Annotated in this window: 24 protein-coding genes; 6 read left to right on the forward strand and 18 right to left on the reverse strand. The window is 56.2% G+C overall.

Annotated features, from left to right (window positions below; genetic code table 11):
• Positions 1 to 17: 17 nt before the first annotated feature.
• Together hslO and VF694_RS03085 are read left to right on the forward strand one after the other, a co-directional pair.
• Entirely contained in the window at positions 18 to 929 is a 912-nt protein-coding gene (gene hslO / locus VF694_RS03080; protein WP_003800884.1) for an Hsp33 family molecular chaperone HslO, read from the forward strand.
• Positions 930 to 1,008: 79 nt separating this feature from the next.
• On the forward strand, positions 1,009 to 1,836 hold the full coding sequence (locus VF694_RS03085) for a hypothetical protein (RefSeq protein WP_440163679.1): 828 nt from the start codon (positions 1,009 to 1,011) through the stop codon (positions 1,834 to 1,836).
• Positions 1,837 to 1,968: 132 nt separating this feature from the next.
• Here the strand turns inward: VF694_RS03085 and ftsB are convergent, their stop codons facing one another.
• The 4 genes from ftsB to VF694_RS03105 form a co-directional block, all read right to left on the reverse strand.
• Entirely contained in the window at positions 1,969 to 2,274 is a 306-nt protein-coding gene (gene ftsB / locus VF694_RS03090) for a cell division protein FtsB (protein ID WP_003800886.1), read from the reverse strand.
• A 45-nt stretch (positions 2,275 to 2,319) separates the two neighbouring features.
• Positions 2,320 to 3,606 (reverse strand): phosphopyruvate hydratase, encoded by a 1,287-nt coding sequence (eno, locus tag VF694_RS03095; protein ID WP_003800888.1) that lies wholly within the window; start codon positions 3,604 to 3,606, stop codon positions 2,320 to 2,322.
• Between the two features lie 352 nt (positions 3,607 to 3,958).
• Positions 3,959 to 4,405 carry a MarR family winged helix-turn-helix transcriptional regulator gene (locus VF694_RS03100; RefSeq protein WP_003800890.1) on the reverse strand — a complete coding sequence of 149 codons (447 nt, stop codon included), beginning with the start codon at positions 4,403 to 4,405 and terminating at the stop codon, positions 3,959 to 3,961.
• Between the two features lie 2 nt (positions 4,406 to 4,407).
• Positions 4,408 to 5,976, reverse strand: coding sequence for an MFS transporter (locus VF694_RS03105; protein WP_059317986.1), 1,569 nt, complete (start codon positions 5,974 to 5,976; stop codon positions 4,408 to 4,410).
• Positions 5,977 to 6,135: 159 nt separating this feature from the next.
• On the opposite strand from VF694_RS03105, the gene VF694_RS03110 reads away from it, so the two are divergent.
• Positions 6,136 to 6,861: an SDR family NAD(P)-dependent oxidoreductase gene (locus VF694_RS03110; RefSeq protein ID WP_301605887.1), complete on the forward strand. Its 726-nt coding sequence runs from the start codon at positions 6,136 to 6,138 to the stop codon at positions 6,859 to 6,861.
• A gap of 253 nt (positions 6,862 to 7,114) precedes the next feature.
• Here VF694_RS03110 and VF694_RS03115 read toward each other — a convergent pair whose 3' ends face one another.
• The 7 genes from VF694_RS03115 to VF694_RS03145 form a co-directional block, all read right to left on the reverse strand.
• On the reverse strand, positions 7,115 to 7,399 hold the full coding sequence (locus VF694_RS03115) for a DUF1330 domain-containing protein (RefSeq protein WP_003800895.1): 285 nt from the start codon (positions 7,397 to 7,399) through the stop codon (positions 7,115 to 7,117).
• 18 nt (positions 7,400 to 7,417) lie between these two features.
• The gene (gene kdsA / locus VF694_RS03120) at positions 7,418 to 8,269 is read right to left on the reverse strand and encodes a 3-deoxy-8-phosphooctulonate synthase (RefSeq protein WP_003800897.1); all 852 of its coding nucleotides are present in this window, start codon (positions 8,267 to 8,269) and stop codon (positions 7,418 to 7,420) included.
• 255 nt (positions 8,270 to 8,524) lie between these two features.
• Positions 8,525 to 10,171: a CTP synthase gene (locus tag VF694_RS03125; protein WP_003800899.1), complete on the reverse strand. Its 1,647-nt coding sequence runs from the start codon at positions 10,169 to 10,171 to the stop codon at positions 8,525 to 8,527.
• A gap of 148 nt (positions 10,172 to 10,319) precedes the next feature.
• Positions 10,320 to 12,104 carry an aminopeptidase P family protein gene (locus VF694_RS03130; RefSeq protein WP_003800901.1) on the reverse strand — a complete coding sequence of 595 codons (1,785 nt, stop codon included), beginning with the start codon at positions 12,102 to 12,104 and terminating at the stop codon, positions 10,320 to 10,322.
• A 93-nt stretch (positions 12,105 to 12,197) separates the two neighbouring features.
• Complete coding sequence (locus VF694_RS03135) at positions 12,198 to 12,851, reverse strand: CoA transferase subunit B (protein ID WP_059317990.1); 654 nt, start codon at positions 12,849 to 12,851, stop codon at positions 12,198 to 12,200.
• Positions 12,852 to 12,870: 19 nt separating this feature from the next.
• Positions 12,871 to 13,569: a CoA transferase subunit A gene (locus VF694_RS03140; RefSeq protein WP_301605889.1), complete on the reverse strand. Its 699-nt coding sequence runs from the start codon at positions 13,567 to 13,569 to the stop codon at positions 12,871 to 12,873.
• Between the two features lie 122 nt (positions 13,570 to 13,691).
• On the reverse strand, positions 13,692 to 14,114 hold the full coding sequence (locus VF694_RS03145; RefSeq protein WP_003800907.1) for an acyl-CoA thioesterase: 423 nt from the start codon (positions 14,112 to 14,114) through the stop codon (positions 13,692 to 13,694).
• 181 nt (positions 14,115 to 14,295) lie between these two features.
• Here VF694_RS03145 and VF694_RS03150 point away from each other — a divergent pair, with 181 nt between their 5' ends.
• On the forward strand, positions 14,296 to 15,942 hold the full coding sequence (locus VF694_RS03150) for an electron transfer flavoprotein-ubiquinone oxidoreductase (protein ID WP_003800909.1): 1,647 nt from the start codon (positions 14,296 to 14,298) through the stop codon (positions 15,940 to 15,942).
• A 78-nt stretch (positions 15,943 to 16,020) separates the two neighbouring features.
• Here VF694_RS03150 and VF694_RS03155 read toward each other — a convergent pair whose 3' ends face one another.
• The 3 genes from VF694_RS03155 to VF694_RS03165 all read right to left on the reverse strand — a co-directional run bounded on the left by VF694_RS03155 (position 16,021) and on the right by VF694_RS03165 (position 20,464).
• Positions 16,021 to 16,875, reverse strand: coding sequence for a DMT family transporter (locus tag VF694_RS03155; protein WP_003800910.1), 855 nt, complete (start codon positions 16,873 to 16,875; stop codon positions 16,021 to 16,023).
• Between the two features lie 202 nt (positions 16,876 to 17,077).
• Positions 17,078 to 19,063 carry an acetate--CoA ligase gene (acs, locus tag VF694_RS03160; RefSeq protein ID WP_131070727.1) on the reverse strand — a complete coding sequence of 662 codons (1,986 nt, stop codon included), beginning with the start codon at positions 19,061 to 19,063 and terminating at the stop codon, positions 17,078 to 17,080.
• 96 nt (positions 19,064 to 19,159) lie between these two features.
• Complete coding sequence (locus VF694_RS03165) at positions 19,160 to 20,464, reverse strand: MFS transporter (protein ID WP_003800915.1); 1,305 nt, start codon at positions 20,462 to 20,464, stop codon at positions 19,160 to 19,162.
• Between the two features lie 344 nt (positions 20,465 to 20,808).
• Between VF694_RS03165 and VF694_RS03170 the strand changes: the two genes are divergently transcribed.
• Positions 20,809 to 21,528 carry a C40 family peptidase gene (locus VF694_RS03170; protein WP_193353487.1) on the forward strand — a complete coding sequence of 240 codons (720 nt, stop codon included), beginning with the start codon at positions 20,809 to 20,811 and terminating at the stop codon, positions 21,526 to 21,528.
• Between the two features lie 108 nt (positions 21,529 to 21,636).
• Here VF694_RS03170 and VF694_RS03175 read toward each other — a convergent pair whose 3' ends face one another.
• The 3 genes from VF694_RS03175 to VF694_RS03185 all read right to left on the reverse strand — a co-directional run bounded on the left by VF694_RS03175 (position 21,637) and on the right by VF694_RS03185 (position 24,705).
• A complete protein-coding gene (locus VF694_RS03175) occupies positions 21,637 to 21,972 on the reverse strand; it encodes a DUF2325 domain-containing protein (protein ID WP_131070728.1) in 336 nt (111 codons plus the stop codon).
• A gap of 205 nt (positions 21,973 to 22,177) precedes the next feature.
• Complete coding sequence (locus VF694_RS03180; RefSeq protein ID WP_003800920.1) at positions 22,178 to 23,125, reverse strand: CysB family HTH-type transcriptional regulator; 948 nt, start codon at positions 23,123 to 23,125, stop codon at positions 22,178 to 22,180.
• Positions 23,126 to 23,211: 86 nt separating this feature from the next.
• Positions 23,212 to 24,705, reverse strand: coding sequence for a CoA-acylating methylmalonate-semialdehyde dehydrogenase (locus tag VF694_RS03185; protein ID WP_059317996.1), 1,494 nt, complete (start codon positions 24,703 to 24,705; stop codon positions 23,212 to 23,214).
• Positions 24,706 to 24,871: 166 nt separating this feature from the next.
• Here VF694_RS03185 and VF694_RS03190 point away from each other — a divergent pair, with 166 nt between their 5' ends.
• Complete coding sequence (locus tag VF694_RS03190) at positions 24,872 to 25,765, forward strand: LysR family transcriptional regulator (protein WP_003800925.1); 894 nt, start codon at positions 24,872 to 24,874, stop codon at positions 25,763 to 25,765.
• Positions 25,766 to 25,836: 71 nt separating this feature from the next.
• On the opposite strand, the gene lptF is transcribed toward VF694_RS03190, so the two are convergent.
• Positions 25,837 to 26,946, reverse strand: a complete 1,110-nt coding sequence (lptF, locus tag VF694_RS03195) for an LPS export ABC transporter permease LptF (RefSeq protein WP_003800927.1) — start codon at positions 26,944 to 26,946, stop codon at positions 25,837 to 25,839.
• Positions 26,947 to 26,958: the final 12 nt, after the last annotated feature.

The following is a 26,958-nucleotide window of genomic DNA, read 5'->3' on the forward strand; positions in this document are numbered from 1 at the left end:
AGTAGTACAGCAAAGTCATGACTGACATTTTAAAAAAATACCTGTTCGCCGACCAAAGCACACGCGCCCAGATTGTTCATCTTGAGCAAGCCTGGCAAATGGGTCTGGAGCATCAGCACTATCCTGCCTGCATCCGCGACCTGCTGGGTGAACTGGTTGCGGCCTCGGTGCTGCTGGCCGGCAATCTCAAGTTCGATGGCTCCTTGATTCTACAGATTCAAGGCGATGGCCCCATTGCCCTGCTGGTCGTCGAATGCACCTCGGACATGGACATCCGCGCTACCGTGTCCCTGCGCGAAAATCATCCTGTCCCCCAAACGGGCACCTTGCAAACCCTGCTGAATCCACAGGGCCAGGGCCGCTTTACCGTCGTGCTGGCGCCACGCCAAAGCAGCAAGGACTTCCGCCCTTATCAGGGCGTCGTCCCTCTGGAAGGCGAGACTGTTGCCGAGGTATTGCAAACCTATATGCGTACCTCCGAGCAATTGGATACTCACCTGTGGCTGGCTGCAGATGAAAACCGATGCGCGGGCCTTTTGTTGCAACGCATCCCGCCACAAGGTGGCCACAGCCTGGCTCAGAACCTGGACACCTGGGAGCGTGCGCTGGCGCTGGGCTCAACCGTCCAGACGCAGGAACTGCTGCAGCTGGACAGCGATACCCTTATTCACCGTCTGTTCTGGGAAGAAGACCTGCAGGTCTTTGAACCCCAATCCGTGCGTTGGCACTGCCCCTGTTCCCGTCAACGGGTCAGCAATATGCTGCGCATGCTGGGACAGGCAGAAATCGAACAGATGCTGGCAGAGCAAGACACGATCAATGTGTCCTGCAATTTTTGCGGCAAGCCCTATCAATACGACGCAATTGATTGCGCCTCTCTGTTTGTCGATAAAGGGGATACGCAGCCCGGTGATGACACCCTGCACTAAGCCCTGATCCCTACGAAGCACTACGCTGGTACAAGTGCTTCTATCAGGCTCAAGGACAATCAGCCATGATGGCAACATCATGGCTGATTTCTTTCTCTCATCACATCGCCAATCGGGCCTGGCGGGCTCTCACATTCTGGGAGCCCTTCTAGCCATGATTCTGCTCAGCTGGCTGGTGCTGGACGTCTTGACGCTGTACTCCTTACGCGTGCGTCTGCAGCACGGCCTGCTACAAGCAGCCCGCCAAGCCAGCGTGCATCATGCCCGGCCTGAAACCATTGCCGTGGCATTCAGCCAAACACTGGCCGCTGCCAAAGTGCCACTGCACGATCAGTGGCAAATCCAGATTCTGTCTCCCTCAACACAGGCTTTTATATTGCATGGCAGACCTTCCAGGCTGCATGAGGGGCGAACCAGCATTACCCAGGGCTGGCAGGCGCAACAAGCGGAACAAAGCAGCCATAGCGGCCCCAACATTTACCAGGCCAACACACTGCATTTGTATCTACTCTACGCCCATAAGCCCGGGCCCCTTTCCTTGCTTCGTCTGCTACCCAAGCTTGCCCTGAGTATGCCTAACCCCGTGGGGTCGACAGCAGTGTGGCTACGCCTGGAAATCAAACACCCCATGCAATCTGATGCCGTACAGTGGAATGACCTGGCTGACGGTCGAGTCATCTATGCCCAGCAGCTTGAGAACACGCGTGTCTTGCCCGTTTCCCAAACAAGCGGGTTAGCAGAACGGGAGCCCGCGAAAACGCCCTCACCGGACGTGAATGCCCGTCTGCCGTCATGGGATGGTGCTGCCCCAGGGCCAGACACGGGTTCGCTTTCTCCAGAGCCTGCCGCCCCCACTCCAGACTCAGGAGGAGCTCCAGCCTCGCCCCCACCCCCCGCCTGCTACTAATCGACGCATCAGCCAGTCTCAACAACGAAGGGCGCCAGAAAGCCCGGATCACCGATCCAAACACACAGCAGAAGAATCATCAGAAATGAACTGGCTGATCAGCCGTTCTAGCCGCACATTGCGCGCTGCTTGTTATCGCGGATTGGCATTCGTGGCCGACGAACCACCGGGAGGCACAATCTGCACAAAAATCTCGCCTTCCCGCATCATGCCAAACTCGCTGCGGGCACGCTCTTCGACAGCGTGGGTTCCCGAACGCAAATCCTGAACCTCGGCCAGCAAGGCGTTGTTGCGCGCCGTCAGGGCTTCATTGGTTTCTTTTTGCGCGACCAGCCTGGTCTGCATTTGCCGTACATCCAGCCAGCCGCCCTTGCCCCACCATAATGCGTAATGGGTGATCAGGGTCAGACATAGCAGCAGCAGAACAATAAGGCGCATGGCGATATAAGAACCGGGTCTTGCGACCCGGTTCCTCAAACAGAATTAGCGCAGATTATAGAACGCTTCGCGACCTGGGAAGGTAGCAACTTCTGCCAATTCTTCTTCAATGCGCAACAACTGGTTGTACTTGGACATGCGATCGGAACGGGACAAGGAGCCTGTCTTGATCTGCATGGCGTTGGTTGCCACGGCGATGTCAGCAATAGTGGAGTCTTCGGTTTCGCCGGAACGGTGCGAAATAACAGCGGTATAACCGGCTCGCTTGGCCATCTCGATGGCGGCGAAAGTCTCGGTCAAGGTGCCGATCTGATTGATCTTGATGAGGATGGAGTTGCCAATACCCATCTCGATACCCTTTTTCAGGATCTTGGTATTGGTTACAAACAAATCATCACCCACCAACTGGATCTTGTCGCCCAGTTGCTGGCTCAGAATGCGCCAGCCATCCCAGTCGTCCTCGGCCATCCCATCTTCGATGGAGATGATGGGGTACTTGTCGCACCAGTTAGCCAACAGATTGGCAAAGTCTTGCGAGCTTAGAGACACGCCGCCTTCGCCAGCCAGGTGGTATTTGCCGTCACGGTAAAACTCGGACGCTGCGCAGTCCAGAGCCAGTGCAATTTGCGTACCGGCTTCATAGCCTGCTTGTTCGATAGCACGCAGAATCAACTCGATAGCCGCTTCGTGGTTGGCCACGTTAGGAGCAAAACCACCCTCGTCGCCCACGGCGGTGGACATGCCTTGGTCGTGGATCAGGCCTTTGAGTGTATGGAACACTTCGGCACCCATACGCAAGGATTCGCGAAAGCTCTTGGCGCCCACGGGCATGATCATGAACTCTTGCAGGTCCAGGGTGTTGTTGGCGTGCGCACCGCCGTTGATGACGTTCATCATCGGTACAGGCATGGCCATGGCACCACTGCCGCCAAAATAGCGGTACAGGGACAGGCCTGAGTCATCGGCAGCAGCACGAGCCACCGCCATACTGGCAGCCAGCATGGCGTTGGCGCCCAGGCGGCTCTTGTCTTCGGTGCCGTCCAGTTCGATCAGGGTGCGATCGATAAAGGTTTGTTCCTGCGCATCCAGACCCATCAACGCTTCGGAGATTTCTGTGTTCAGATTTTCGACAGCACGCAAGACGCCTTTACCCAGGTAACGGCTCTTGTCACCATCACGCAGCTCCAACGCTTCGCGAGCACCCGTGGATGCGCCAGACGGCACGGAGGCACGCCCCATTGCACCCGACTCGAGCAATACATCACACTCCACCGTTGGATTACCACGGGAGTCCAGAATCTCGCGGCCAATAATATCTACGATTGCACTCATGATTTTGACAGTCCTGCCTGAAGTAGCATTAAGCTAGATAAGTTAAACAATCCTGCTGCCGGGCCTACTGCGCCGGGCCAATCGGAAGATCGACTGAAAAAGGCGCCTGGCCTGGAAGTTGAAAAGATCAGCAAGCGCGACCGCTACCCTGCAATCTGCGCCCCTGCCCTCCTGCTAAAACAGGATTGTACCTGCCCATGACACAGCCGTGCCATGTCTGGTTTCAAAAGCTGGAAAAAAGCCCGGATTCATACCGTGGCCCTTACGCAGCTGGAACCGGCACGTGTTTATTATCACCAGAAATTCCGAGACTAGGCGGCGTCTCTGTAAATACAAAAAGTACCGATGCGTCTCAAAGTAAATCTTTGTCGCCCGCTTTGAGCAAGGCGCTCTCCCAGTTGCTCAACAAGGTAATCAGCTGGTTCAAATCCTGATCGGAAAAGTCCTGCAGCATGGCTTCAACCAGGCGCCGCCGCCGGGGCAATGTGGCTTCCACCAGCTCACGCCCCGCCTGACTAAGGCGCACATTGGTGAGACGATTGTCCTGCTCATCGGTGAACCGTTCGATCAAACCCAGGGTTTCAATGCTTTTGAGCTGCCGGGTTACCGCGGCCGGATCAATGCGCAACAAGCGTACCAGTTGCTTTTGAGACAGGCAGCCATTTTCTTGATACAAGCCAATCAAAATACGCCAGCGGGGCAAGGGCATGCCCAATTGCTGGTCAAACGCGGCCATCAAACTGCGATACGTGCGCCCCAATTGCTGCGCCGCTTGAAGTTGCGGAAATTCGTTCATCATGCTCAAGACTGTTCTTGACGAGTAAATCGTATCGGTGGCACTTTACGTACCCAATAAAAACACCAGATGATCAGCAGCAAGGTCACCGCCATGCCCATATTGACGGCATGTGCCAGGGCATCGCGGGCCAAACCCAGATACATCTGCCCCTGCTCCCCCGCCTGCTCCAGAAACTGCGTCTGTTCACTCACACTCATCAGTACCTGCGGGTCTTGCAAAGCATGAGCCACCGTTTCGGGCAAGGCGACCAACTGAGTGCGAATGGCCTCGCCGTACTGGTAATTGATCAGCGTTCCGATCACAGCGGTTCCCAACATGCCGCCCACCATGCGCATGGACTGTAGCATGGCCGTCGTTATCCCCAACATGGAGCGCTCGACAATTTCCTGCGCAAACACCGTCAGATTGGGCATGATGCAGCCCACTCCCGTACCGGCAAGCGTGGCATACAGCACGAAATGCCAATGCGGGTCGGTTTTCCTGTTAAACACCATACCCAGACACGCGATGGTGAGCAGTACCAGCCCCAGATACAACATCATGGCAGGACGCCGCAAACGAGTAATTGTGCGGCCATTGATAATACTGCCTACCGTAATGAACACGACCAGCGGGGTAATCAAGAGGCCCGCAGTTTGCGGCCGCAACCCGTACCCGCCCTGCAACAATAAGGGGGCATAAAACAAAAGCCCGAACAAGATAAAGCCCAGGCCAGCCGATAACACCAGCAGAGACAATTGGGCGGGGCTACTAAACAACACCAAGGGCAGCAAAGGCTCAGCTACTCGACGCTCCCAGGCGACCAGCAGCGAAAATGCGACCAGACTACATAGTCCCAGCAACACCATCAGGTAACTGCCCCCATAGAGCGGCAGCAATTCCACCAGCAACTGAATGCACGCCAAGCCGATCATCAGCAACACAGCCCCGAGCCAATCCAGACGGACCTTGTCCTGACGAAAATGCCGAATCTGCGGCAGGTAGCGATAAACGAAATACAGACTGAGCAAACCCACCGGTAAATTCACATAGAACACCGAGCGCCATCCATAATATTGGGTCAGCACCCCGCCCAGAAACGGCCCAATGCCATTGGCAATACCAAACGAGGCGCTTAGCATGACCTGCCAACGCAAGCGCACCCGTGGGTCAGGAAACAGGTCCGGGACACAGGCAAAGGCAGTGCCAACCAACATACCACCGGCCACGCCCTGCAACCCTCGGGCCAGCACCAGTTGCATCATGCTTTGCGCCATGCCACAAAGCACAGAGGCCAGCGTAAACAGCACGATGGACACCAGCACAAACCGGCGGCGTCCATAAAAATCCCCCAGGCGCCCGAAAATCGGCACGGTGATCACGGACGTGAGCAAGTAGGCGGTCGCAACCCAGGCGTACAGCTCAAAGCCATGCAGCTCCGAGACAATGGTAGGCAAAGCCGTGCCCACGACGGTCTGATCAATGGCGACCAACATCACCACAAAGCACAGCCCCATCATCGCCAGAATGGATTCGGTGACCGACAAGACACGACCTGGGTTTTTTTGTTCTGTTTCCGATACCTTTGCCATTTTATTGACCAAACAATAATTGCCTAGTCAATGATTTTACGGGACAGTTAAAAACCTGACAAGCGAGCGCTGAATCTCAGTCGACCCAATCCAACTGGTTCACAATAACGATCTGGAAGAAAACCGACTCACCGCAGAATCTGCTTACAGGAAAAGTGCATGGACATCATGATTGTGGGCGCCAGTATGGGCCTGGGGCGCGCCTTGATGGATGGTCTGGCGCAAGACGGACATACGATGCACGGCGTAGCCAGACGAGCTCCTGCTGCGGCAAGCAGCGCTTTACCCCCGGACGCCTTTTCCAAGCAGCATTGGATCAGCGCCGATCTCTCCCACGCCGACGCCGCGCCAGCGCTGGCCGCCGCCTGCCCCGATGCACTGGACGTACTGATCTATAACCTGGGTATCTGGGAAGACACGGCGTTCACCGAGCAATATGATTTCCTGTCGCAATCCGACCAGGCACTGCGTCGCCTGGTCGATGTCAACCTGACGGGTGCCTTATTGACCCTGCGCCACTTGCTGCCCTATCTGCTGCGCAGTAGCCAGCCTCGTTTGATTCTGACGGGCTCAACGTCGGGGCTGCGCCAAAGTGGTCGTCCCGAAGTAGCGTTCGGGGCCACAAAATTTGCCTTGAATGGCTTGGCAGACAGCCTGCGCGAAGGCTACCGCGATCAAGGGTTGGCGGTCACCTGCCTGCAACTGGGATACCTGAACACCACGGATGGACTGGACGTCCCCCTCCAGGCGGCAGCTCAACGAGACTTGGGTGAGACTATTCCCGTGCATGACGTGCTCACAATCGTGCGCAGCCTGCTGCAATTGTCCCCCGCCAGCTTTGTACGCGAACTGACGCTGCCCGCCCTGCGTGATTCCCGCTTTTAAGCTCCCGGCTTGATCTGTCTACGCTTCATAAGCCGCCCCCCATCGCCTCAGGGCAAGCTCAAGGCTCTCTCCCCGATCACAGAGATCTGTCCTTTACTGGCTCCTACCCTGCCCCGCCACTCCCTTTACACCCAAGAGCCAGGTAGCACCAACAGCCTCGCTCAGGCCTGGCAGGCGCTAAGTGCTCATCCAAAAAAAGAGAGTGTTTCCACACTCTCTTTTTCACGCGTTCCAGCAGAACATAAGCTGCTTTTTACAGCCCTTGCACCACGTACATGGTCATTTTGGCAGCGCCTTCACGAGCTTTGCGGGCGCGACGGTATTCCTCGGAATCATGGAAAGCCTGGGCCTGTTCCAGGGTATCAAACTCCATCACCACAGTACGCACAGGCGCAGTCCCTTCCAGGGCAATCGTTTCACCACCCCGCACCAGAACTTTCACGTTGTGGGTTTTCATGGCAATGCTGGAAAATTCCTGGTATTGCTTGTACTGCTCGGGGTTGCTGACTTCAACATTAGCAATCAAATATGCGGACATAGTGTCTCCCAACTACCTTTAATAGCCGTGCTGCAAGGCACCGCTGTTTTTAACAATCGAATCAATCTGTTGCAGTGTCCGCAACAAGTCTGCCATCTGTGATAACGGAACAGCATTCGGGCCATCGGACAGGGCCTTGTCGGGATTAGGGTGGGTTTCCATGAAAACGCCCGACACCCCGGCAGCCACCGCAGCACGTGCCAATACCGGAACAAACTCGCGCTGACCACCCGACGAGGTCCCCTGCCCACCCGGCAATTGCACCGAGTGAGTGGCATCAAATACGACAGGGCACTCGGTGGCACGCATAATCGCCAAGGAGCGCATGTCCGATACCAGATTGTTATAGCCAAACGAGGCGCCACGTTCACAGACCATGATGGTGGAGCCATCTCCGCCCATTTCCAGTGCAGCCGCACGCGCCTTTTCCACTACCTGCACCATGTCCTGAGGGGCCAGGAACTGGCCTTTCTTGATATTGACGGGTTTCAGCGTCGCGGCGCAGGCTTGGATAAAGTCCGTCTGACGACACAAAAATGCCGGTGTTTGCAGCACATCCACCACGGCGGCCACATCGTCGACCTGATCTTTATCGTGCACATCCGTCAGGACAGGCACCTTGTAGTGGGAACGCACATCGGCCAGAATCTGCAAGCCTTCCGCCATGCCGGGGCCGCGATAGGACTTGCCTGAACTGCGGTTGGCTTTGTCAAACGAGCTCTTGTAGATAAAGGGAATACCCAGAGCCGCGGTGATCTCAACCAATTGCCCCGCTGTGTCGAACGCCATCTGGCGCGACTCAATAACACAAGGGCCAGCGATCAGGAAAAAAGGCCGATCCAGGCCGACGTCGTAACCGCATAAATCCATAATAGACCTCGTTTCAGTATTGCTGCATTCTCCCACATTCCTGAAAGCCTGGACACCGCAGCGCAGCAGGACTGTCAGCCCAATCGTTTGGAGATTTCGATCGGTTTCTAATCCGGGTCGCACCCGTGGACGGCGCAAAGCCGCCCTGTTGCGTCGGCATGCTGAGCCGGCCCGGCCTACCAACCGCCCGTTTCGTCCTCTCATACGGAATGAAAAAGCCCGCATAACGCGGGCCTTTTCAATCATAACAAACGATCAAGCCGACTTTTTCTGGTGTTCCAGCGCCGCTTTGATATAGCTGGTAAACAGCGGGTGTCCATCACGCGGAGTCGACGTGAACTCCGGATGGAATTGCACCCCCATAAACCAGGGGTGGTTAGGCAATTCCATGATTTCCGGCAGGTTCTCGGTAGGCGTACGCGCCGAGATCACCATACCCACCTCTTCCAGACGCGGTACGTACAAGGTGTTGACCTCGTAACGGTGACGGTGACGCTCGTTTACCTCAGGCCCATAAATGGCTTCAGCACGCGAACCGGGTTTGACCGGGCAACGTTGTGCACCCTTGCGCATGGTACCGCCCAGATCGGAAGAGCCATCACGATGCTCGATCTTGCCATCGCGATCTGCCCACTCGGTAATCAAGGCCACCACAGGATGCACCGCCGAGGGATCAAACTCGGTGGAGTTCGCGCCCACCAGATTGCCCACATTGCGCGCAAACTCGACCACAGCCAATTGCATGCCCAGGCAGATACCCAGGAAAGGCACGCCGTTTTCGCGAGCGTATTGAATCGCGCGGATCTTGCCTTCGGTACCGCGTTTGCCAAAACCGCCTGGCACCAAAATGGCGTCCAGACCTTTCAGGCAATCGGTGCCTTCGTTCTCGATGACTTCCGAATCCAGATACTCGATCTGGATGCGGGTGCGGGTATGAATACCGGCATGAACCAGGGCTTCACTGAGCGACTTGTAGGACTCGGTCAGGTCCACGTACTTGCCGACCATACCGATGCGCACTTCATGCTCGGGATTTTCCAGGGCCTGCACCAAACGGTCCCACATCGACAGATCTGCCGGTGGTGGCGACAACGCCAGTGCATCACACACCAGGCTGTCCAGACCTTGCTTGTGCAGCATGGCCGGAATCTTGTAGATGGAATCCGCATCCCACACCGAGATCACGGCATCCATGGGTACGTTGGAAAACAGCGAAATCTTGGCCAGCTCATCATCAGGAATGACACGGTCGGCACGGCACAGCAAGGCGTGCGGGTGAATGCCGATTTCGCGCAGTTTTTGCACGGAGTGCTGGGTTGGCTTGGTTTTCAGTTCACCGGCCGAGGCAATGAACGGCACCAGTGTCAGATGAACAAACGCGGTGTTGTTGCGGCCCAGACGCAGATTCATCTGGCGGGCTGCTTCCAGGAAAGGCTGGGATTCAATATCACCCACTGTGCCGCCAATCTCGACGATGGCAACATCGGCCTCGCCATTGTAGGCAGCCTTGGCGCCACGAATGATGAAGTCCTGGATTTCGTTGGTGATGTGCGGGATAACCTGCACGGTCTTGCCCAGATAGTCCCCGCGACGCTCTTTGCGCAGCACGGATTCATAAATCTGGCCCGTGGTGAAGTTGTTGACCTTGCGCATGCGAGCGGAAATGAAGCGCTCGTAGTGGCCCAGGTCCAGGTCGGTTTCCGCACCATCCTCAGTAACAAACACTTCACCGTGCTGGAAGGGGCTCATGGTGCCCGGGTCTACGTTGATGTAGGGGTCCAGCTTGAGCATGGTCACGCGCAGACCGCGAGACTCCAGGATGGCAGCCAGGGATGCGGCCGCAATACCTTTGCCCAGGGAGGACACAACGCCTCCCGTTACGAATACATATTTGGTGGTCATTATAAAAGGCGCCTGAGGTCAAATCAGGCGATAGCGGGAAATTTGGATTATAACGGCAAGCGCCCATGCTTGGCGACCAGGCGAGTGGCTTTTCACAGCGGAAATACCACTAGCCTGTGCAACTATTGACAAGCGCAGACGGTGACGATCAGATCGCCTGCGTTCTTTGTTCGAGCCACTGGCGTGCCTCACCCTGCACACGCGGCAAGAGACGTTCACGCACCTGCTGATGATATTCATTGAGCCAGTTACGCTCGGCAGCCGTCAGGAGTGCAGCATCTATACAACGCGTATCAATGGGGCACAAGGTCAGGGTTTCAAAACGCAGAAACTGGCCATACTCCGTGCGCATGGCAGGCACTGCCGCCACCAGGTTCTCAATACGAATGCCCCACTGGCCGGGGCGGTACAGGCCCGGCTCGTTAGAGGTAATCATGCCAGCGCGCATGGCTGAATGCGGCCCGATGCGACCACGCCAGGAAATGGACTGCGGGCCTTCATGCACATTCATGAAGTATCCCACGCCGTGACCGGTGCCATGACCAAAGTCCAGGCCCTGCTCCCACAAAGGCTGACGGGCCAGCACATCAATTTGCTGACCGGCAATGCCTTCGGGAAACACCAGCATGGATAAAGACACCATGCCTTTTAGAACCAGCGTGAAGTCCCGAATCTGCTCCGCTGAGACAGTCCCTACCGGCACAACACGAGTAATGTCGGTGGTACCACCCAGATACTGCCCACCCGAGTCGATCAACAACAAGCCATTTCCATCAATGCGGGCATGGGACTGCTGGGTAGCCTGATAGTGCGGCATGGCACCGTTGGCGTTAAAAGCCGCAATCGTGCCAAAACTGGGGCTGACAAACCCTTCCTGGCGGGCTCGGGCGGCACAGAGATGCGCATCCACATCCAGCTCGTTCACCTCACTTTGTTGCTCAAACCAAGCAAAGAACTCACACAGGGCAGCCCCATCTTTTTCCATGGTCTGGCGCACCTGAGCCAGTTCAGCATCGGTCTTGCAGGACTTGAGCAATTGAGCCGGGTTGATATATTCGATCACGTGCAAATGCGCCGCCAATTGGGCGGCCCAGGCCGTGGTTCGAGCCATATCCAGCAATAGGGGCATGGATGCCGGCAAGGCGCGCATGAAGGAGGACAGCTCGGTGTAATTTTGAACCTGCACGCCATCTGCCGCCAACGCTTCCTGTAGGCCTGCCGTCAGCTTGTTGCTATCCACGAAAAGAAAAGCCTGGTCCGGGCCGATCAGCAAGTACGACAGGAATACCGGGTTATAGGACACATCGCTGCCGCGCAAATTCAAAGTCCAGGCAATATCGTCCAGCGCACTGAGCAAGTGCCAATGGGCGCCCTGCTCCTGCATGGCAGCCCGGGTGCGAGTCAGATTTTCCTGGCGAGTGCGACACGCAAAAGGCGGCTGATGCTCTACCACCTGCCCACACGGCGCGGCGGGCCGGTCAGTCCAGATCGGGCTGAGCAGATCGGCTTGCAGCACCCACTCGAACTCCTGCGCTTGAGTGGTTTTCTGCCAGGCAAGAAGGCTTTGAGCCGATACCGACTGACTGTCCAAGGCTACTCGCGAACGGGCAGGCAAATGATCGGCCAGCCAGTTGGCTGGCTCAGGCACGCCCGCTTCCCCTGCACGCTGCAGCTCGATGCCACTGCCGTGCAGCTCCTTGGCGGCCTGCTCCCAGTAACGGCTGTCGGTCCATAAACCGGCCCAGTCGGCTGTCACGACCAGCAAGCCGGCCGAACCAACAAAACCACTGAGCCACTGACGGCTTTTCCACCGATCGGGCAGGTATTCAGACAAATGGGGATCAGATGTCGGCCAGATGCTTGCCTGTACGGACTGAAATTGCATTTGTTCGCGCAGCGCCTGCAGGCGTGCGACAACGGAGGTAAGGGCCATACCAACTTCCTTTACATAAACAGCGTTCACGCACCGAACGAGCATAAAAAAAGCTTCGACTCGCGCCGAAGCTTTTCTAGCCAGAGTGAGCGCTCAGGCCAAAGCGCTGACGTCCAGCGGGACGCCTGTCTTGGACTGAATGTACTCAAGGCTGACTTCTGGTGCCAACTCAAGCAACTTTAAACCATTTTCCGTCACTTCCATCACTCCCAGATCAGTAATGATGAGGTCGACCACCCCAACACCGGTCAGGGGCAAGGTGCAGGCGGGCAAAATCTTCAGATCTTCGGTGCCATCTTTTTTAGTGGCCACGTGTTCCATCAGAACCACCACACGGCCCACTCCGGCTACCAGGTCCATGGCGCCGCCCATACCCTTGATCATTTTCCCAGGGATCATCCAGTTAGCCAGATCGCCTTTTTCCGACACCTGCATCGCGCCCAGAATCGCAATATTGATCTTGCCGCCACGAATCATCGCAAACGAATCTGCCGAGGAAAAAATGGACGAACCGGGCAGGGTTGTAATGGTTTGTTTGCCGGCGTTGATTAGGTCAGCGTCAATCTTGTCTTCGGTCGGGAATGGGCCAATGCCCAGCAAACCGTTTTCCGACTGCAACCAGACCTCAATACCTTCAGGCACATGATTGGCAACCAGCGTGGGCAAGCCAATGCCCAGGTTGACGTAAAAGCCGTCCTGAAGCTCCAGGGCAGCACGGGCCGCCATTTGATCTCTATTCCAAGCCATTATTATCTTGCCTCACTAATCAGGAAGAACGAACGGTACGCTGTTCAATGCGCTTTTCAGGATGGGCATTGAGCACGATGCGGTGTACATAAATGCCGGGCAAATGCACATCATCCGGGTCCAGGCTGCCGGTCTCGACGATTTCCTCGACCTCGACAATGGTGATTTTTCCCGCCATTGCCACGTTCGGGTTGAAGTTGCGCGCGGTCTTGCGAAACACCAGGTTGCCGCTGCGGTCCGCCTTGTAGGCTTTGACCAGCGACACATCAGGTACCAGCGCCTCTTCCATCACGTATTGCTGACCATTGAACTCGCGGATTTCCTTACCCTCTGCCACCACGGTACCCACCCCGGTCGCCGTGAAAAAAGCGGGAATCCCCGCCCCGCCGGCACGCAGCTTCTCAGCCAGGGTGCCCTGAGGGGTGAACTCCAGCTCGAGCTCACCGGCCAAGTATTGGCGCTCGAACTCCTTGTTCTCGCCCACATAGGAGGAAATCATCTTGCGGATCTGACGCGTTTCCAGCAACTGCCCCAGACCAAAGCCATCCACCCCGGCATTATTGCTAATGCAGGTCAGATCTTTGACTTCACTATCGCGCAGCGCAGCAATCAGCGCTTCGGGAATTCCGCACAGGCCGAACCCACCTACCGCAACTGTCTGTCCGTCGGCAACGACTCCCTGCAACGCCTCCTTGGCGCTTGGATAGACTTTATTCAATTGACTCTCCAATAACTCTTTAATTGGCCTAAACAGCAAACTTTGTCCAATAATGCCGCGGTGCACCCTACCGGGCTATCAGGCATTCTACGACTTGACTATGCTTTCCGTATACGTAAAGCTTAACCCTGAAAAACTGAATGTATCTGTTCGCGCTCTTTTTCGGTCCACGGTTGTGAACCGCCCTGGGGGTTGATGGACACCAGCACACATCGTCCGCGGGCGTACATGACATCGGCTTGATCTGCATCCCCGACAATGACTTCCAACTCAATGCTGCTACCACCGACCTTGATCAGTTTATGCACGATGCGCACCGTGGCCGGATACAGGACCGAGCGCAGGAAGTCCAGACTGGCATGCGCCAGGACCCCGGTACGTGGCGACGGTGGCACCATGCCCAGCTTCATCATCAACTGAACACGGGCTTCCTCAATGTAGCGAAAATAGACCGTATTATTAACATGATTCATGGCATCCAGATCCCCCCAGCGCACGGCAATATCAAAGGTGGCTCCTGCACCAGAATCAACGACGTGTGTCATTACATGCTCTCCTTGCTGATAGTTACTGATGAACCCAACGCTGCCAATGACCGTTCCTGGCCGCTGAACTCAAAACGGAATTGTTCAGACTACAATACAATCGACCGTACGCACAGTACACGACCTTCACCCGCCAACAATCAAGAACAAAGCGCTAAGCCGTAATAGGAGATCAGCAGCAATGTCTGAACGTGAATCGATGGAATACGACGTCATTATCGTCGGTGCTGGCCCTGCAGGCCTGGCCACCGCGATACGTCTGAAACAGCTCGCCCAAGAAAAAGAACAAGAGATCAGCGTCTGTGTGCTGGAAAAAGGCGCGGAAGTGGGAGCCCATATTTTGTCAGGCGCCGTCATGGATACGCGTGCCCTGGACGAGCTGCTGCCCAACTGGAAAGCGCAAGGCGCCCCCATTTCGGTAGAAGTCACCGAGGACAAGTTTCTTTTCCTGACCGAGAAAGGCGCTCGTTCCACTCCCATGTGGTTGCTGCCTGACTGCTTTAAAAATCACGGTAACTACATCGTTCGCCTGGGCAATGTCGTCCAATGGATGGGAGAACAGGCTGAGGCCCTGGGTGTGGATATTTTCCCCGGATTCGCTGCCGCCCATATCCTGTACGACGACAAAGGCGCGGTACGGGGAGTGCTGACAGGTGATATGGGGGTGGCCCGCGATGGGACACATACTCCCCACTATCAACCCGGCATGGAACTACTGGCCTCCTACACCATTTTTGCAGAAGGCTCACGCGGTCATCTGGGCCGTGAACTGACGGAACGATTCAAACTGAACGAATCCCGCAATGCTCAGAGCTACGGCATCGGCATTAAAGAATTGTGGGAAGTGGACCCATCCCAGTCCCAGCCTGGTCTGGTTATTCATACGGCTGGCTGGCCTCTGGATTCGGACACCTACGGCGGCTCCTTCCTCTATCACCTGGATAACAATCTGGTGATGGTCGGCATGGTCGTGGGCCTGGACTACGCCAACCCCTGGCTGTCGCCCTTTGAGGAATTTCAGCGCTACAAGACGCACCCTGCGCTGCGCGCCACCTTTGAAGGCGGCAAGCGGATCGCGTATGGTGCTCGTTCTCTGACCGCTGGCGGCTTGCTGGCGCTTCCCAAGCTCAGTTTCCCCGGTGGTGTACTGGTCGGTTGCGATGCAGGCTTTCTCAATGCTTCGCGCATCAAGGGTAGTCATGCCGCGATCAAGTCCGGCTCCCTGGCCGCTGAGGCCGCTTTCGACGCCTTGCAGGCTGGCCGCAAGCAAGACGAACTGTCGCAATACGCCGAGAAGTTCAAGCAGTCCTGGTTGCATGAAGAGCTGAACAAGGCTCGCAATTTCAAGCAATGGTTCAAGAAGGGTCGGTCAATCGCCTCCGTGATGACCTTTGTGGAACAGGGCCTGCTCAAGGGAAAAATGCCCTGGACGCTGCGCAACAACAAGCCTGACCACGCCTGTTTGCAGCCTGCGGCCGAATGCGCCCGCATTGACTACCCCAAGCCCGATGGCAAGATTACCTTCGATCGCCTCAGCTCCGTGTTTATCTCCAACACTAACCACGAGGAAGATGAACCGGTCCACCTGACGCTGAAAGACCCCAGCGTCCCCGTTGCGATCAATCTGGCGCGCTATGGCGGTCCCGAAGCACGCTTTTGTCCAGCGGGCGTTTACGAATTCATCAAGACTGAAACCGGCGACGACAAGTTGCAAATCAACGCACAGAACTGTGTCCATTGCAAAACCTGTGACATCAAAGATCCGACCCAGAATATTGTGTGGGTGCCACCGCAAGGGGGCGAAGGTCCGGTCTACAACGGCATGTAAAAACAATCCTGGCCTTGGCGGGAACTCCAAGGCCAGCCGTGTTGATGCTGAAAAAAGCCACCCCAACGGGTGGTTTTTTTATGTTCTTTTGGACCTGCGCGAGCGGCTGGGCCAGTTCACCACAAACAGCCCCAATAGAATCAGACCTGTCCCCATCAATTCCAACAGTGTGGGCAATTCGTCCAGCAACAGCCAGGCCAGCAAGACAGTCAGTGCAGGCACCCCCAGACTGGACATTCCGGCCACAGTCGCGCTGACGCGACTGACTACCGCCATCCACAGCAGCCACCCTACCCCGGTTGCGATCACGCCCAGATACAGTACGCCGCTGAACATCTGCCACTCCATCACTACGGAACGCTGGGGAATCAGGAAGCTCAAGGGCAGAACAATCACAATCCCCAGCAGGCACTGCCAGACGGTGGCATTGAGCAGTTCGACTCGATGGCGCTCAAAGAGCTGCTTGGAAAAAACCGCCCCCAAGGCCCAGCTCACGCCACTCAAGGTTGCAAGAACAGAACCGAGTAGGCCGCCCATTCCTTCCCAAGGTGCGATCAGGAGCATCAAGCCCAGGGTCGCGGGCACCATACCCATTACATGACGCATCTGGGGACGCTGTCCCAGCATGGGCCAGGACAGTAACAGAATCCAGATTGGCATGGTGTAGGCCAGAGCCACCATCTTGCCCGCCCCACCCGCCTGCAAGGAAAACTGGCTTAGCAACTGAAAGCCGGTAGTCTGAAAAACAGCCACGCCCAGACTCAGTTTCCATGGCGTAGGCCGTAAATGCCCTCCTTTAAGACGCAGTACCAGCCATAAAAAGACAAATGCCACGGCATAGCGTGCCGCAATCAGATCCACTGGCCCAATGTAGGCGGTCATCGCCTTCATCACAACCCAGCTCATGCCCCAGGTCAGTACCACCAAACCCATCAGCGCCAAAGCGCCTCTGTCTGTCCGCTGTTCCCCGCTCAAGCCTTACCCCTTTTTTGCATTCTTGGACCAATATTTTTGGCCCCAGCCTAATGCTAGGCCAATTCCGGACCATTCAGTCTTTCAAGAGCCACATTGTCCAGGGGAATAAAAAAACCCTGGTTCTGCGAGAAAACCAGGGTCAAACAGGAACGGGGAAAAATTAATGCGCTTCGGACAACTGATCCAAGATGGCAGGATTTTCCAGGGTGGACACATCCTGGGTAATCGGCTCGTTATTAGCGACGAAACGCAGCAAACGACGCATGATCTTGCCCGAGCGTGTCTTGGGCAGGTTTTCACCAAAACGGATTTCCCGCGGCTTGGCAATAGGACCGATTTCCTTGCCTACCCAATTGCGCAGCTCGGCAGCAATCTTGTCTGCCTCCGCCCCCGCTGGCAGATCGCCATTGAGTACGACAAACGCCACAATCGCTTCACCCGTTGTCGGGTCAGGCTTGCCAACAACCGCTGCTTCTGCCACAAGAGGGTGGGCAACCAGCGCCGACTCCACTTCCATCGTGCCCAAACGGTGCCCGGAGACGTTCAGCACGTCGTCGATTCGACCCATGACCCAGAAGTAGCCATCGGTGTCACGCTGCGCACCATCACCGGCCAGGTAATAGCCTTTCAACTCAGGGGGGAAGTAACTTTTCACGAAACGGTCCGGATCACCCCAGATCGTGCGAATCATGTTGGGCCACGGTTTGCGAATGACCAGAAAACCGCCATTGCCACGCTCGGCTTCTTCGCCCACCTCGTCCACAATCGCCACGTCCATGCCGGGAAACGGCAGGCCGCACGAGCCGGGTTTCAACGGTGTAGCACCAGGGAGCGGCGTGATTACATGGCCACCGGTTTCTGTCTGCCACCAGGTATCCACAATCGGACAACGTTCACGACCCACATTCTTGAAATACCACATCCAGGCTTCGGGATTGATGGGCTCCCCTACCGAACCAATAATCCGCAAGGTATCCAGATTGTATTGTTTGGGATGAATGGCCTCGTCTGCTTCCGCGGCCTTGGTCAAGGAACGAATGGCTGTCGGCGCCGTGTAGAACACGGTCACACCGTGGCGCTCAATCATATTCCAGAAGCGGCCTGCATCCGGATAAGTTGGCACGCCTTCAAACACAACCTGAGTAAGCCCGGCGGCCAAGGGGCCATAGGTAATAAAGGTGTGACCGGTCACCCAGCCAATATCGGCCGTACACCAGAACACATCACTGTCCTTGGCGTCGAATGTCCACTGCACACTGAGGATGGCCCCCAACAAATAACCTGCGGAAGAATGCTGCACCCCCTTGGGTTTACCGGTAGAGCCAGAGGTATAGAGAACGAACAAAGGGTGCTCGGCATTGACGGAAACCGCCGGGCAGTCCGCGCTTTGGCCCTTGACGACCTCTTCCCACCACAGGTCACGACCTTCATGCCAGGCAACCGGGCCACCTGTGCGCTTGTAGACGATCACATGACGCACCGCCTGGCAATCACCTGCACTGAGGGCTTCATCTACCGCGTTTTTCAAGGGAATGGCACGACCGCCACGGCGCTGCTCGTCCGCCGTGATAACCAGCGTAGCGCCCACGTCCACGGCACGCTCGTGCAGACTTTTGGCGGAAAATCCGCCGAACACCACCGAGTGCGTAATCCCCAAACGAGCACATGCCTGCATGGCCACAATGGCTTGTACCGACATGGGCATATAAATCAGGGCGCGTTCGCCCGTTTTGTAACCCAGAGCCTTCAAACCATTGGCAAACTGACAAACCTGTTCATAAAGCTCGCGAAACGTGACCTTGGTAACTTCGCCGCCATCGGCTTCAAAGATAAGCGCAGTCTTGTGCTCGGTAGGGGTACCCAGATGCTTGTCCAGACAGTTGGCCGAGACATTCAGTTCACCATCGTGGAACCACTTATAGAACGGAGGCTTGCTATCGTCCAGAACCTGTGTGAAAGGTTGGGTCCAGACCAGGCGATCACGGGCCAGATCCGCCCAGTAGCCGGGATAATCCTGCTCGGCCTTCTGGCAAAGCTCCTCGTAGGCCGCCATGCCAGCGATGCGAGCATCGCGTTCCAGATTCGGGAACACAGGAAACACCCGGCTTTCCGACAGGACGGATTCAATAGACGTGGGACCGCTCATAGTTTGGCTCCTTTATTTTCCAGATTTGGTGTTTTTCTTGGGCCGCGCATGGCTAGCCCAGCTTAATTTTATATAAACGTAACGCGCCTTACTTACTCAATCCTGACAAGCCAGATCGGCCTGATTCTTGGCCAAAATGCCTCGTTGAAAATTCAAACGCGACAAGATAAACAGTCCGCTTAAAAAGAACAGACCGGTGCAGGCCAGCGCAAGTCGATGGTTGCCGCCGCTCAGCCAGGTCACCAGACCGTAGGACAGCGGCCCGCATACCGCTGCCAGCTGGATGGCAAAGGTCCACAAGGCAAAAAATTCGGCCAGCCGGCTCTTGGGCGCCAACAAACCCACCATTGCCCTGCCCGCACTCTGACTGCTGCCAATGCACAGCCCCGCCACGGCCGCGGCCGCCCAGAAACCGGCCAGGGAACTCGTGCTAACGGCAATGGCCACCATAATCAGCCAGGCGCACAGCGTCAGCGCCAGGGCGCGTCGATGACCTACCCGGTCCTGAATATGTCCAAACAGCAAGGCGCCCACTGCCGCCGCAATATTGACCGTGAAAATCAGGGTCATGGTTTGAGCCATGGTAAAACCCATGGCTTCCGTAGCGTAAACAGCCGAGAGCGTGATGATGACGGCGATGCCGGCCTGATACGCAGCCCCACAAAGCAACAAGGTGCGAAAATCGGGAAAATGATGATGTATGTCCCGAGCCGATTCCGCCAGACGGGACAGCATGCCCTGCGGTCTGGCTCCGCTGGGCGCAGTACGTTCATGCAGAAACAGAAAAGATGGCAGGGCGGACAGGGCAAACAAGCCGGCCGTAATCAAGGCGATCCCCGGCACATACTCCTGAGCGGTCCAACCCTGTGAGGTGGCCCACGTCAGAAAAGCCAAAGAAAGCCCCAGGGCCAACATGCCGCCAAAGTAGCCGAATCCCCAGCCCCAGCCCGACACGCGACCCAGCGCTTCAGGCCTGGCGATTTCGGGCAGGAAGGCCCCAATGACCGACTCGCCAATACAATAGCAATAGTTGGACAGTGCAATGAAAACCAGAGCCCAGACGATGTCACCGGGCCCTGCCCAATACAACATCAGCGTAGCCAGAACACACCCTATCGTGCTGCTGAACAAAAGCCGTCGCTTGCCCTGACGTGCGTCGGCTTTGGCTCCCAGGCCAGGCATGGTGAACATGATGCTCAGATACGAGATGGACAAGGCCGCTGTCCAGGCCAGCGTGGCCCAACTGCGTCCTTGGGCCACGACACCCACAAAGTAGGCGCTATAGACACTGGTCAGGATGACGGTGGTGTAGCCAGAGTTTGCAAAGTCGTACATGGCCCACGCCCACAACTCGCGCAATCGCACACCATCATTCAGGGCTTTCCCTAGGGTCTGTCCCATAACTCGCATCATTCAATCCTATAAATACAAAAACGTCGCCCTACTTCCCGCAACTTGCAGCCAACTTCAAAAAAGAGCACTGGACTCATGCACAGCACCTGAAAATTCCGCTAAGACGCAGTTTGCAACAGTATGATTCAATCGCAAAATACCCTCCTACAACGCTTTACGGTGTAATTTTCCTCCGGTACACTGCCTGACAACCTAACGTACAGCACCCTCGGCAAGGTATGTGCTTTTAGCCATACTTACAGCCCTGATACCCATCAATTGCTGCTAATTTCAGCAAAAATAGGCATCAAGGTTGTGCTGCTGCCCACCAAGTCCTTAAAAAAGCCCTGGTCATGCCGCCACATTACCTGAATCCACACGCACTTTTGCATATTACTTACCGCAGCGCCAAATATCTTTTGCTCGCCGGTGCCCTGGCTCTGACAGGATGCGCCACCACGGGTACCCAGCAGTCCAGTCAAAACAGTGATCGTGCAGAACTGGATCACGGTTATTACGCCGATTACGAATTCCAGACCGAGTCCGATCCGCTGGGCACTTATCTGGCCAATCGAGCCCGTAACGACATCAATATTGCTTACAGCAGCGATCGCCGCCAAGGGCGCGCCGAAAGCCGCAACCAGCAGAATTCCTCTTCCACGCATGGTCTCGCCAACGCCGCACTCGATTTTCTGGGTGTGAAGTACAGCTTTGGCGGCGATGCTCCCAACACCGGTTTTGATTGCAGCGGACTGGTCTCCTATGTAGCCGAAAAGTCCCTGGGCCTGAAACTGCCCCGTCAGTCTAAAGACATTGCCAAGGAAGGGATTTCAGTCAATCGCAACGAACTGCGTAAAGGCGACCTGGTCTTTTTCAATACCCGAGGCGCTCGCTTCTCTCATGTTGGAATTTACCTGGGTGACGACAAGTTTGTTCATGCTCCACGCACCGGAGCGGTCGTGCGGGTTGAAAACATGCAGGTGAGTTACTGGAAAAAACGCTACAACGGTGCACGCCGCCTGGCTGCTGCCGATACACAGCAATCCGAGACGCGGCTGCGCAGCGTTCGATAAAACGGCCCTGTCAATCGGCCCTCAGCACAAAAAAAGCCACTGTTATCAAACAGTGGCTTTTTTGTCTTTACCGATTCCTTCTTTGCCCCAGTCAGTCATGCGGCCACTCTAGTGCCTTTTGGACTTGCCCAGCGGACAAGCCTCACAATAGCCGCACTGAGTCAGCGCCTGCTTCATACTGCATACCGAGCGTCGGCAGGCGACGACCCGGATACCTGATTTCAAGGCCGCTGCGCGGAACGTTTTCATGACGTTATGCCCCAGAAAATCAGTCAGAAGAATCAATAGATCGGTTCCCGAGGGCAACTGCAAGGTCTTTTTCTGATGAGCCGGATCACGCCCGCTAATATGGTGTTTGATGGAAATATTGTGGATCTTGAGCAGATCGGGAATATTGCCCAGACGGTCCGCTCCAACCACGACTGCGCTGACGTATTGAGACACAGAAAACTCCATTGGCTAAGAAAGTTGGATAATGATAATCATTCTTATTATCATAGTCAATCGAGTCGATAGCTTGTTTCAATTTTTACTTATAGCCTTTAGCCATACATACTGGCGGAGGCCAACACCGCCCTAACGGCCGAGACAAAAGGCCACCGTGCATTGACGGTGGCCCTGACCTGAACCCATGCAGCCAGCGCATGACCTACTGGCCGCTGGCCTGCTTCTCGTCCAACGCACTCAACACCACATCGCGAGTCAATTCCGGGGCCAGCATCTCCAGCAACTCAAAAATATAATCGCGCAAAAATGCCCCCGCCTTTACCGCCACCTTGGTATGGTGAGCGCCAAACAAGTGCCCGGCAGGCAAACCCACCAGCCCTTTGTCGCGCCGTGGATCAAACGCAATACCGGCAATAATGCCAATGCCCAAACCGACGTCCACGTAGGTCTTGATCACGTCCGCGTCGATCGCCTCAAGCACAATGTCGGGCGTAATGCCATGCTTGGCAAACGCCTCATCAATCGAGCCCCGGCCAGAAAAAGCATGGTCATAAGTGACGATGGGATATTGAGCCAGCGTCTCGATGGACAGTTGCTTGTTGGCGGGCAGGTCTGCCAGAGGGTGATCCGGTGTGACCACAACCGTGTGTTCCCAGGTGTAGACGGGCAAAGCGACCAGGCCCGGCGTCAGCGCCAGAGTCTCGGTAGCGATGGCCACATCGGCCTGCTCATGAATGACCATCTGAGCCAATACAGGCGGGCTGCCCTCGGCAAGGGACATATGCACCTTGGGAAAGCGGCGACGGAACTCGGGTATGACCTTGGGCAGCAAATAACGTGCCTGGGCGTGGGTACATGCGATCACCAATGTCCCTTCGTCCCGGCGGGCGAAGTCATCGCTGACTCGCTTGAGGTTATCGATCTCGCGCATGATGCGGTCAATCACCTCGGCGACGGCCTCTCCCGGTCGGGTCAGGCCCTTGATGCGTTTTCCATGACGTTCAAAAATCTTGATGCCCAGCTCATCTTCAAACTCGATGATCGCCTTGGACACTCCTGGTTGGGAGGTATACAGCGAACGAGCGGCTTCAGTCAGATTGAAGTTACGTCGGATGGTCTCTCGGACAAAGCGGAATTGTTGAATATTCATATAATAATAGCCCTAGGTACAGGGCTATTATATGTAATAAGAAACAGCTCGCTTATTGCATTAAGTTATATATTTAGATTCAACCATTACGTCATGCTGATGGTTGTGTTCATGGTATTGGCATGAGCCTGCCAACGGGCAGTCACTGTTTTAGTCTGTGTCCAGAACTGAACGGCCTGTTTGCCATTGGGGCCCAAGTCGCCCAGCTTGGACGCGCGCGAACCGGTAAAGCTGAACCAGGCCACGGGCACTGGGATGGGGATATTGATCCCGATTTGCCCCACATCGATACGGTTTTGAAAGTAACGCGCATGGCCGCCGTCCTGAGTAAAGATGGACACACCATTCCCATTGGGGTTGCGGTTGACGAACTGCACCGCCTCTTCCAAGGTGTTGACGCGCACGATACACAGGACAGGACCGAAAATCTCTTCCTGGTAAATACGCATATCGGTCTTGACATCGTTAAAGATGGTTGGCCCCACAAAGTTGCCATTCTCGTATCCCGGCACCTTCACACCCCGGCCATCAAGCAGAAGCGAGGCCCCCTCCTGTACGCCGGATTCAATCAAGGACTCAACTCGCTGACGGGCACGAGGCGACACCAGCGGTCCCAGATCGGCTTGGCGGTCTGTGCCCACATTCACCTTCATGGTTGCCGCGCGCTTGACCAGTTCATCAACCCACTCACCGGTTTCTCCCACCATCACGGCAACGGAAATTGCCATGCAACGTTGACCAGCCGCGCCGAAAGCAGCACCCAGGAGCTGGTTAATGGCGACATCACGATCTGCGTCAGGCATCACGATGCAATGGTTCTTCGCTCCCATCATCGCCTGCGAACGTTTGCCGGCTTCTGTCGCACGACGGTGAATTTCAGTGCCAACCGCAGTAGACCCAATAAAGGACACGGCCTTGACCTCGGGATGCGTCACCAAGGCATTGGCAATCTCGGCTCCGCCATGAACCACATTGAGCACGCCGGGGGGCAAGCCCGCTTCCAGCGCCAGTTCGGCCAGCATCAGACTGGCGCTAGGGTCCTGCTCGGAGGGTTTGAGCACAAAGGTATTGCCGCAGGCCACCGCCAGCGGGAACATGAAACAAGGCAGCATGACGGGAAAGTTGAACGCGGTGACACCGGCACACACGCCCAAGGGCTGGATTAGGGTGTACACATCAATACCACCGGCCGCGTTTTCCGCATACTCACCCAACTGCATTGAGGCAATCGAGCAGGCGTACTCAATCACTTCCAGCCCCCGGCCTACTTCACCTTCCGCATCGGGCAAGGTCTTGCCGTGTTCACGGGAGATGGCTTCGGCCAGCCTGGCACTGTTTTCACGCACTAGTCGCTGCAAATTAAGCATGACGCGCATGCGGGCGCCCTGACTGGAATGACGCCAGCTTTCATAGGCTTTGGCCGAACTGGCGATGATTGTTTCCAGTTCGTCCATAGTGGCGTAAGGAACCTGGGCCACCACTTCCTGGGTGGCAGGATTGAGCACATCGTCCCAGCGGGTGCTCTTGGACTGCACATGTTGTCCATCAATCAGCAAAGGAACACGAACCACTTCCGTCATAACCTGTCTCCAATGAATTGCTCAGGCGGCTAAGCCTTATTTTGTTATCCCCCTTGTATGAGGGTTCTCATTGAGTGTAGAGGCCTCAGAACCTGTTTACCATGTTGAAAATTGCACAGGAGCTGGGCATTTATGCACAAATCTTTTTCTGGACGGGCTACTCACCATGGACTGGGATAATCTGCGGTATTTTCTGGAGGTGGCCCGCTGTCAACGAATCAGCGTGGCGGCACAGCGCCTTGGGGTGCAACACAGCACCGTGGCACGCCGCATCCAGGCTCTGGAACAGGAGCTGGGCTTGCGCCTGTTTCATAAGTCCACAGTCAGCGGCTATAGCCTGACCAGCGAGGGACAAAACCTCCAGCAGAAAATGGAACCGGTGGAAAGCCGTTTACTGGCCGCGCGCGATGCGATCACGGGCAAGGCAAGGCCGCTGACGGGCAAGCTGCGCCTGGGCTGTACCGAGGCCTTTGGCAGCTACGTACTGACCCCGCTCTTAAGTGTGTTCCAGGCCCAGTATCCTGAACTGACGCTGGAACTGCTACCTGTCCCCCGCCCAATCAGCTTGTCGCGTCGGGACGCTGACCTGGCCATTGCGCTGGAACGCCCCCAACGCGGGCCTTATTGGTGTACCCGTCTGGCAGACTACAGTTTGCGGCTCTACGCCCATCAAGACTATCTGACCGCGCACGCGCCCATCGAGACGGTGCAGGATCTGTCTCAACACCGTTTTATCGCCTACGTGGATGATCTGGTGTTCAGCGACAGTCTGCGCTATCTGGAGGAGATTGTCCGATCGGCTGCCGTGCGTTTTCGCAGCACCAGCGTCATTGCGCAATATCAGGCCACCTTGCAAGGCCAAGGCATTGCAGTGCTGCCCTGTTTTCTGGCGAAAACCGATCCGCGACTGCGCTGTGTCTTGCCCGATCAGGTCGAACTACGCCGTCGCTTCTGGATGTTCTGCCACGAAGAGCAACGCCAGAATCCCAGCCTGACGCGATTGTGGCATTTTCTCAAGCAATCCGTGGCGGAGCGGCAAGACCTGCTGGACGGCGCCTGAGCCGGCCACTTTATCCAGCGTAATGGGGAAAGCCCCAAAAAAGGGGCAGGACGCCGCCGGTATGCTCTCTATCAGCTCGCTGCAGGCGGTTTGGGGGCCTTGATGCGTAACTTACGCCACATCATAAAGACCATAATCAACAAGAAGATCGCATGGACCAGCCATAGACCCAGCTCAAAACCCAACTGACCGTTCCGGATCCAGCCTCGCGACAGGTTGATCAGATTCATGTACAGCAGCCCCACCAGTCCCGCCATCAGAATATTGCCGGAGCGGCCCAGACGCGGATTCACCGCTCCCAGGGGGATGGCCAGCAAGGCCAGATTCAAGGCAGCCAGGGGCAAGGCCACGCGCCACATGATCTGGGAGCGCGCTTCGTTGTTATCATCCGTCAGCAACATACCCGTCTGGCGGGCCTTGATCTGCTGCTCTGCACGAGCGCGGATGGTTTCAGCGGTATTGCCCGCATCCCGACTTTCCAGACGCATGCCATAGCTTTCAAAATCCACCATGCGAAACTCTGCCTGCCCCGGCTTCAAGTCATAACGGTGACCTTCGCTCAAAACCAGAAAACGGTCGCCATTGGGCTGCTCCTCCATCCGAGCGCTTTGCGCCGTCACAATGCTCAACCATTGCGGATCGATCACGCGAGCGATGACATTACCCAGTTCGTCCCCTTCTTGCTCCGGCGAATCCGCATAAAACACGCGCGCGCCGTCATCAGACTCGATAAATTGCCCGGCGGTCACCTTGCTCAAGTCCGAGCGTTGCTCAAAGCGCTGCCGGTACTCGGCGATCTGACGATACGCCCAGGGCGAGGCCTGCAAGGTCAACACAGCGATCAGGATCGCTACGGGTACGGCGCACTGAAGCACGGGCGTGATCCAGTTTTTCAGGGACAAACCGCTGGCGAACCAGACCACCATTTCAGACTCGCGATAACTGCGCGTCACGGTAGTGAGAACGGCAATAAACAGGGAAACGGCCAAAATGATCGGCAAGGCGGTAATACTGGAAAAGGCGGCCAGACCCAGCACCACATCCGGGCCAATGGCACCATTGGCGGCTTCGCCCAGCAAACGTACCAGAAGTACACTAAGCCACACAATCAGCAAAGTGGACAGCACCACGCCACTGTGACTTAAGATTTCGGATACCGCAGAGCGTTTAAATAGAGACATATGAGAATTTGC

Origin of the sequence: Alcaligenes sp. Lyrl_28 (assembly GCF_051948705.1) — a bacterium.
GTDB lineage: Bacteria > Pseudomonadota > Gammaproteobacteria > Burkholderiales > Burkholderiaceae_B > Alcaligenes > Alcaligenes ammonioxydans.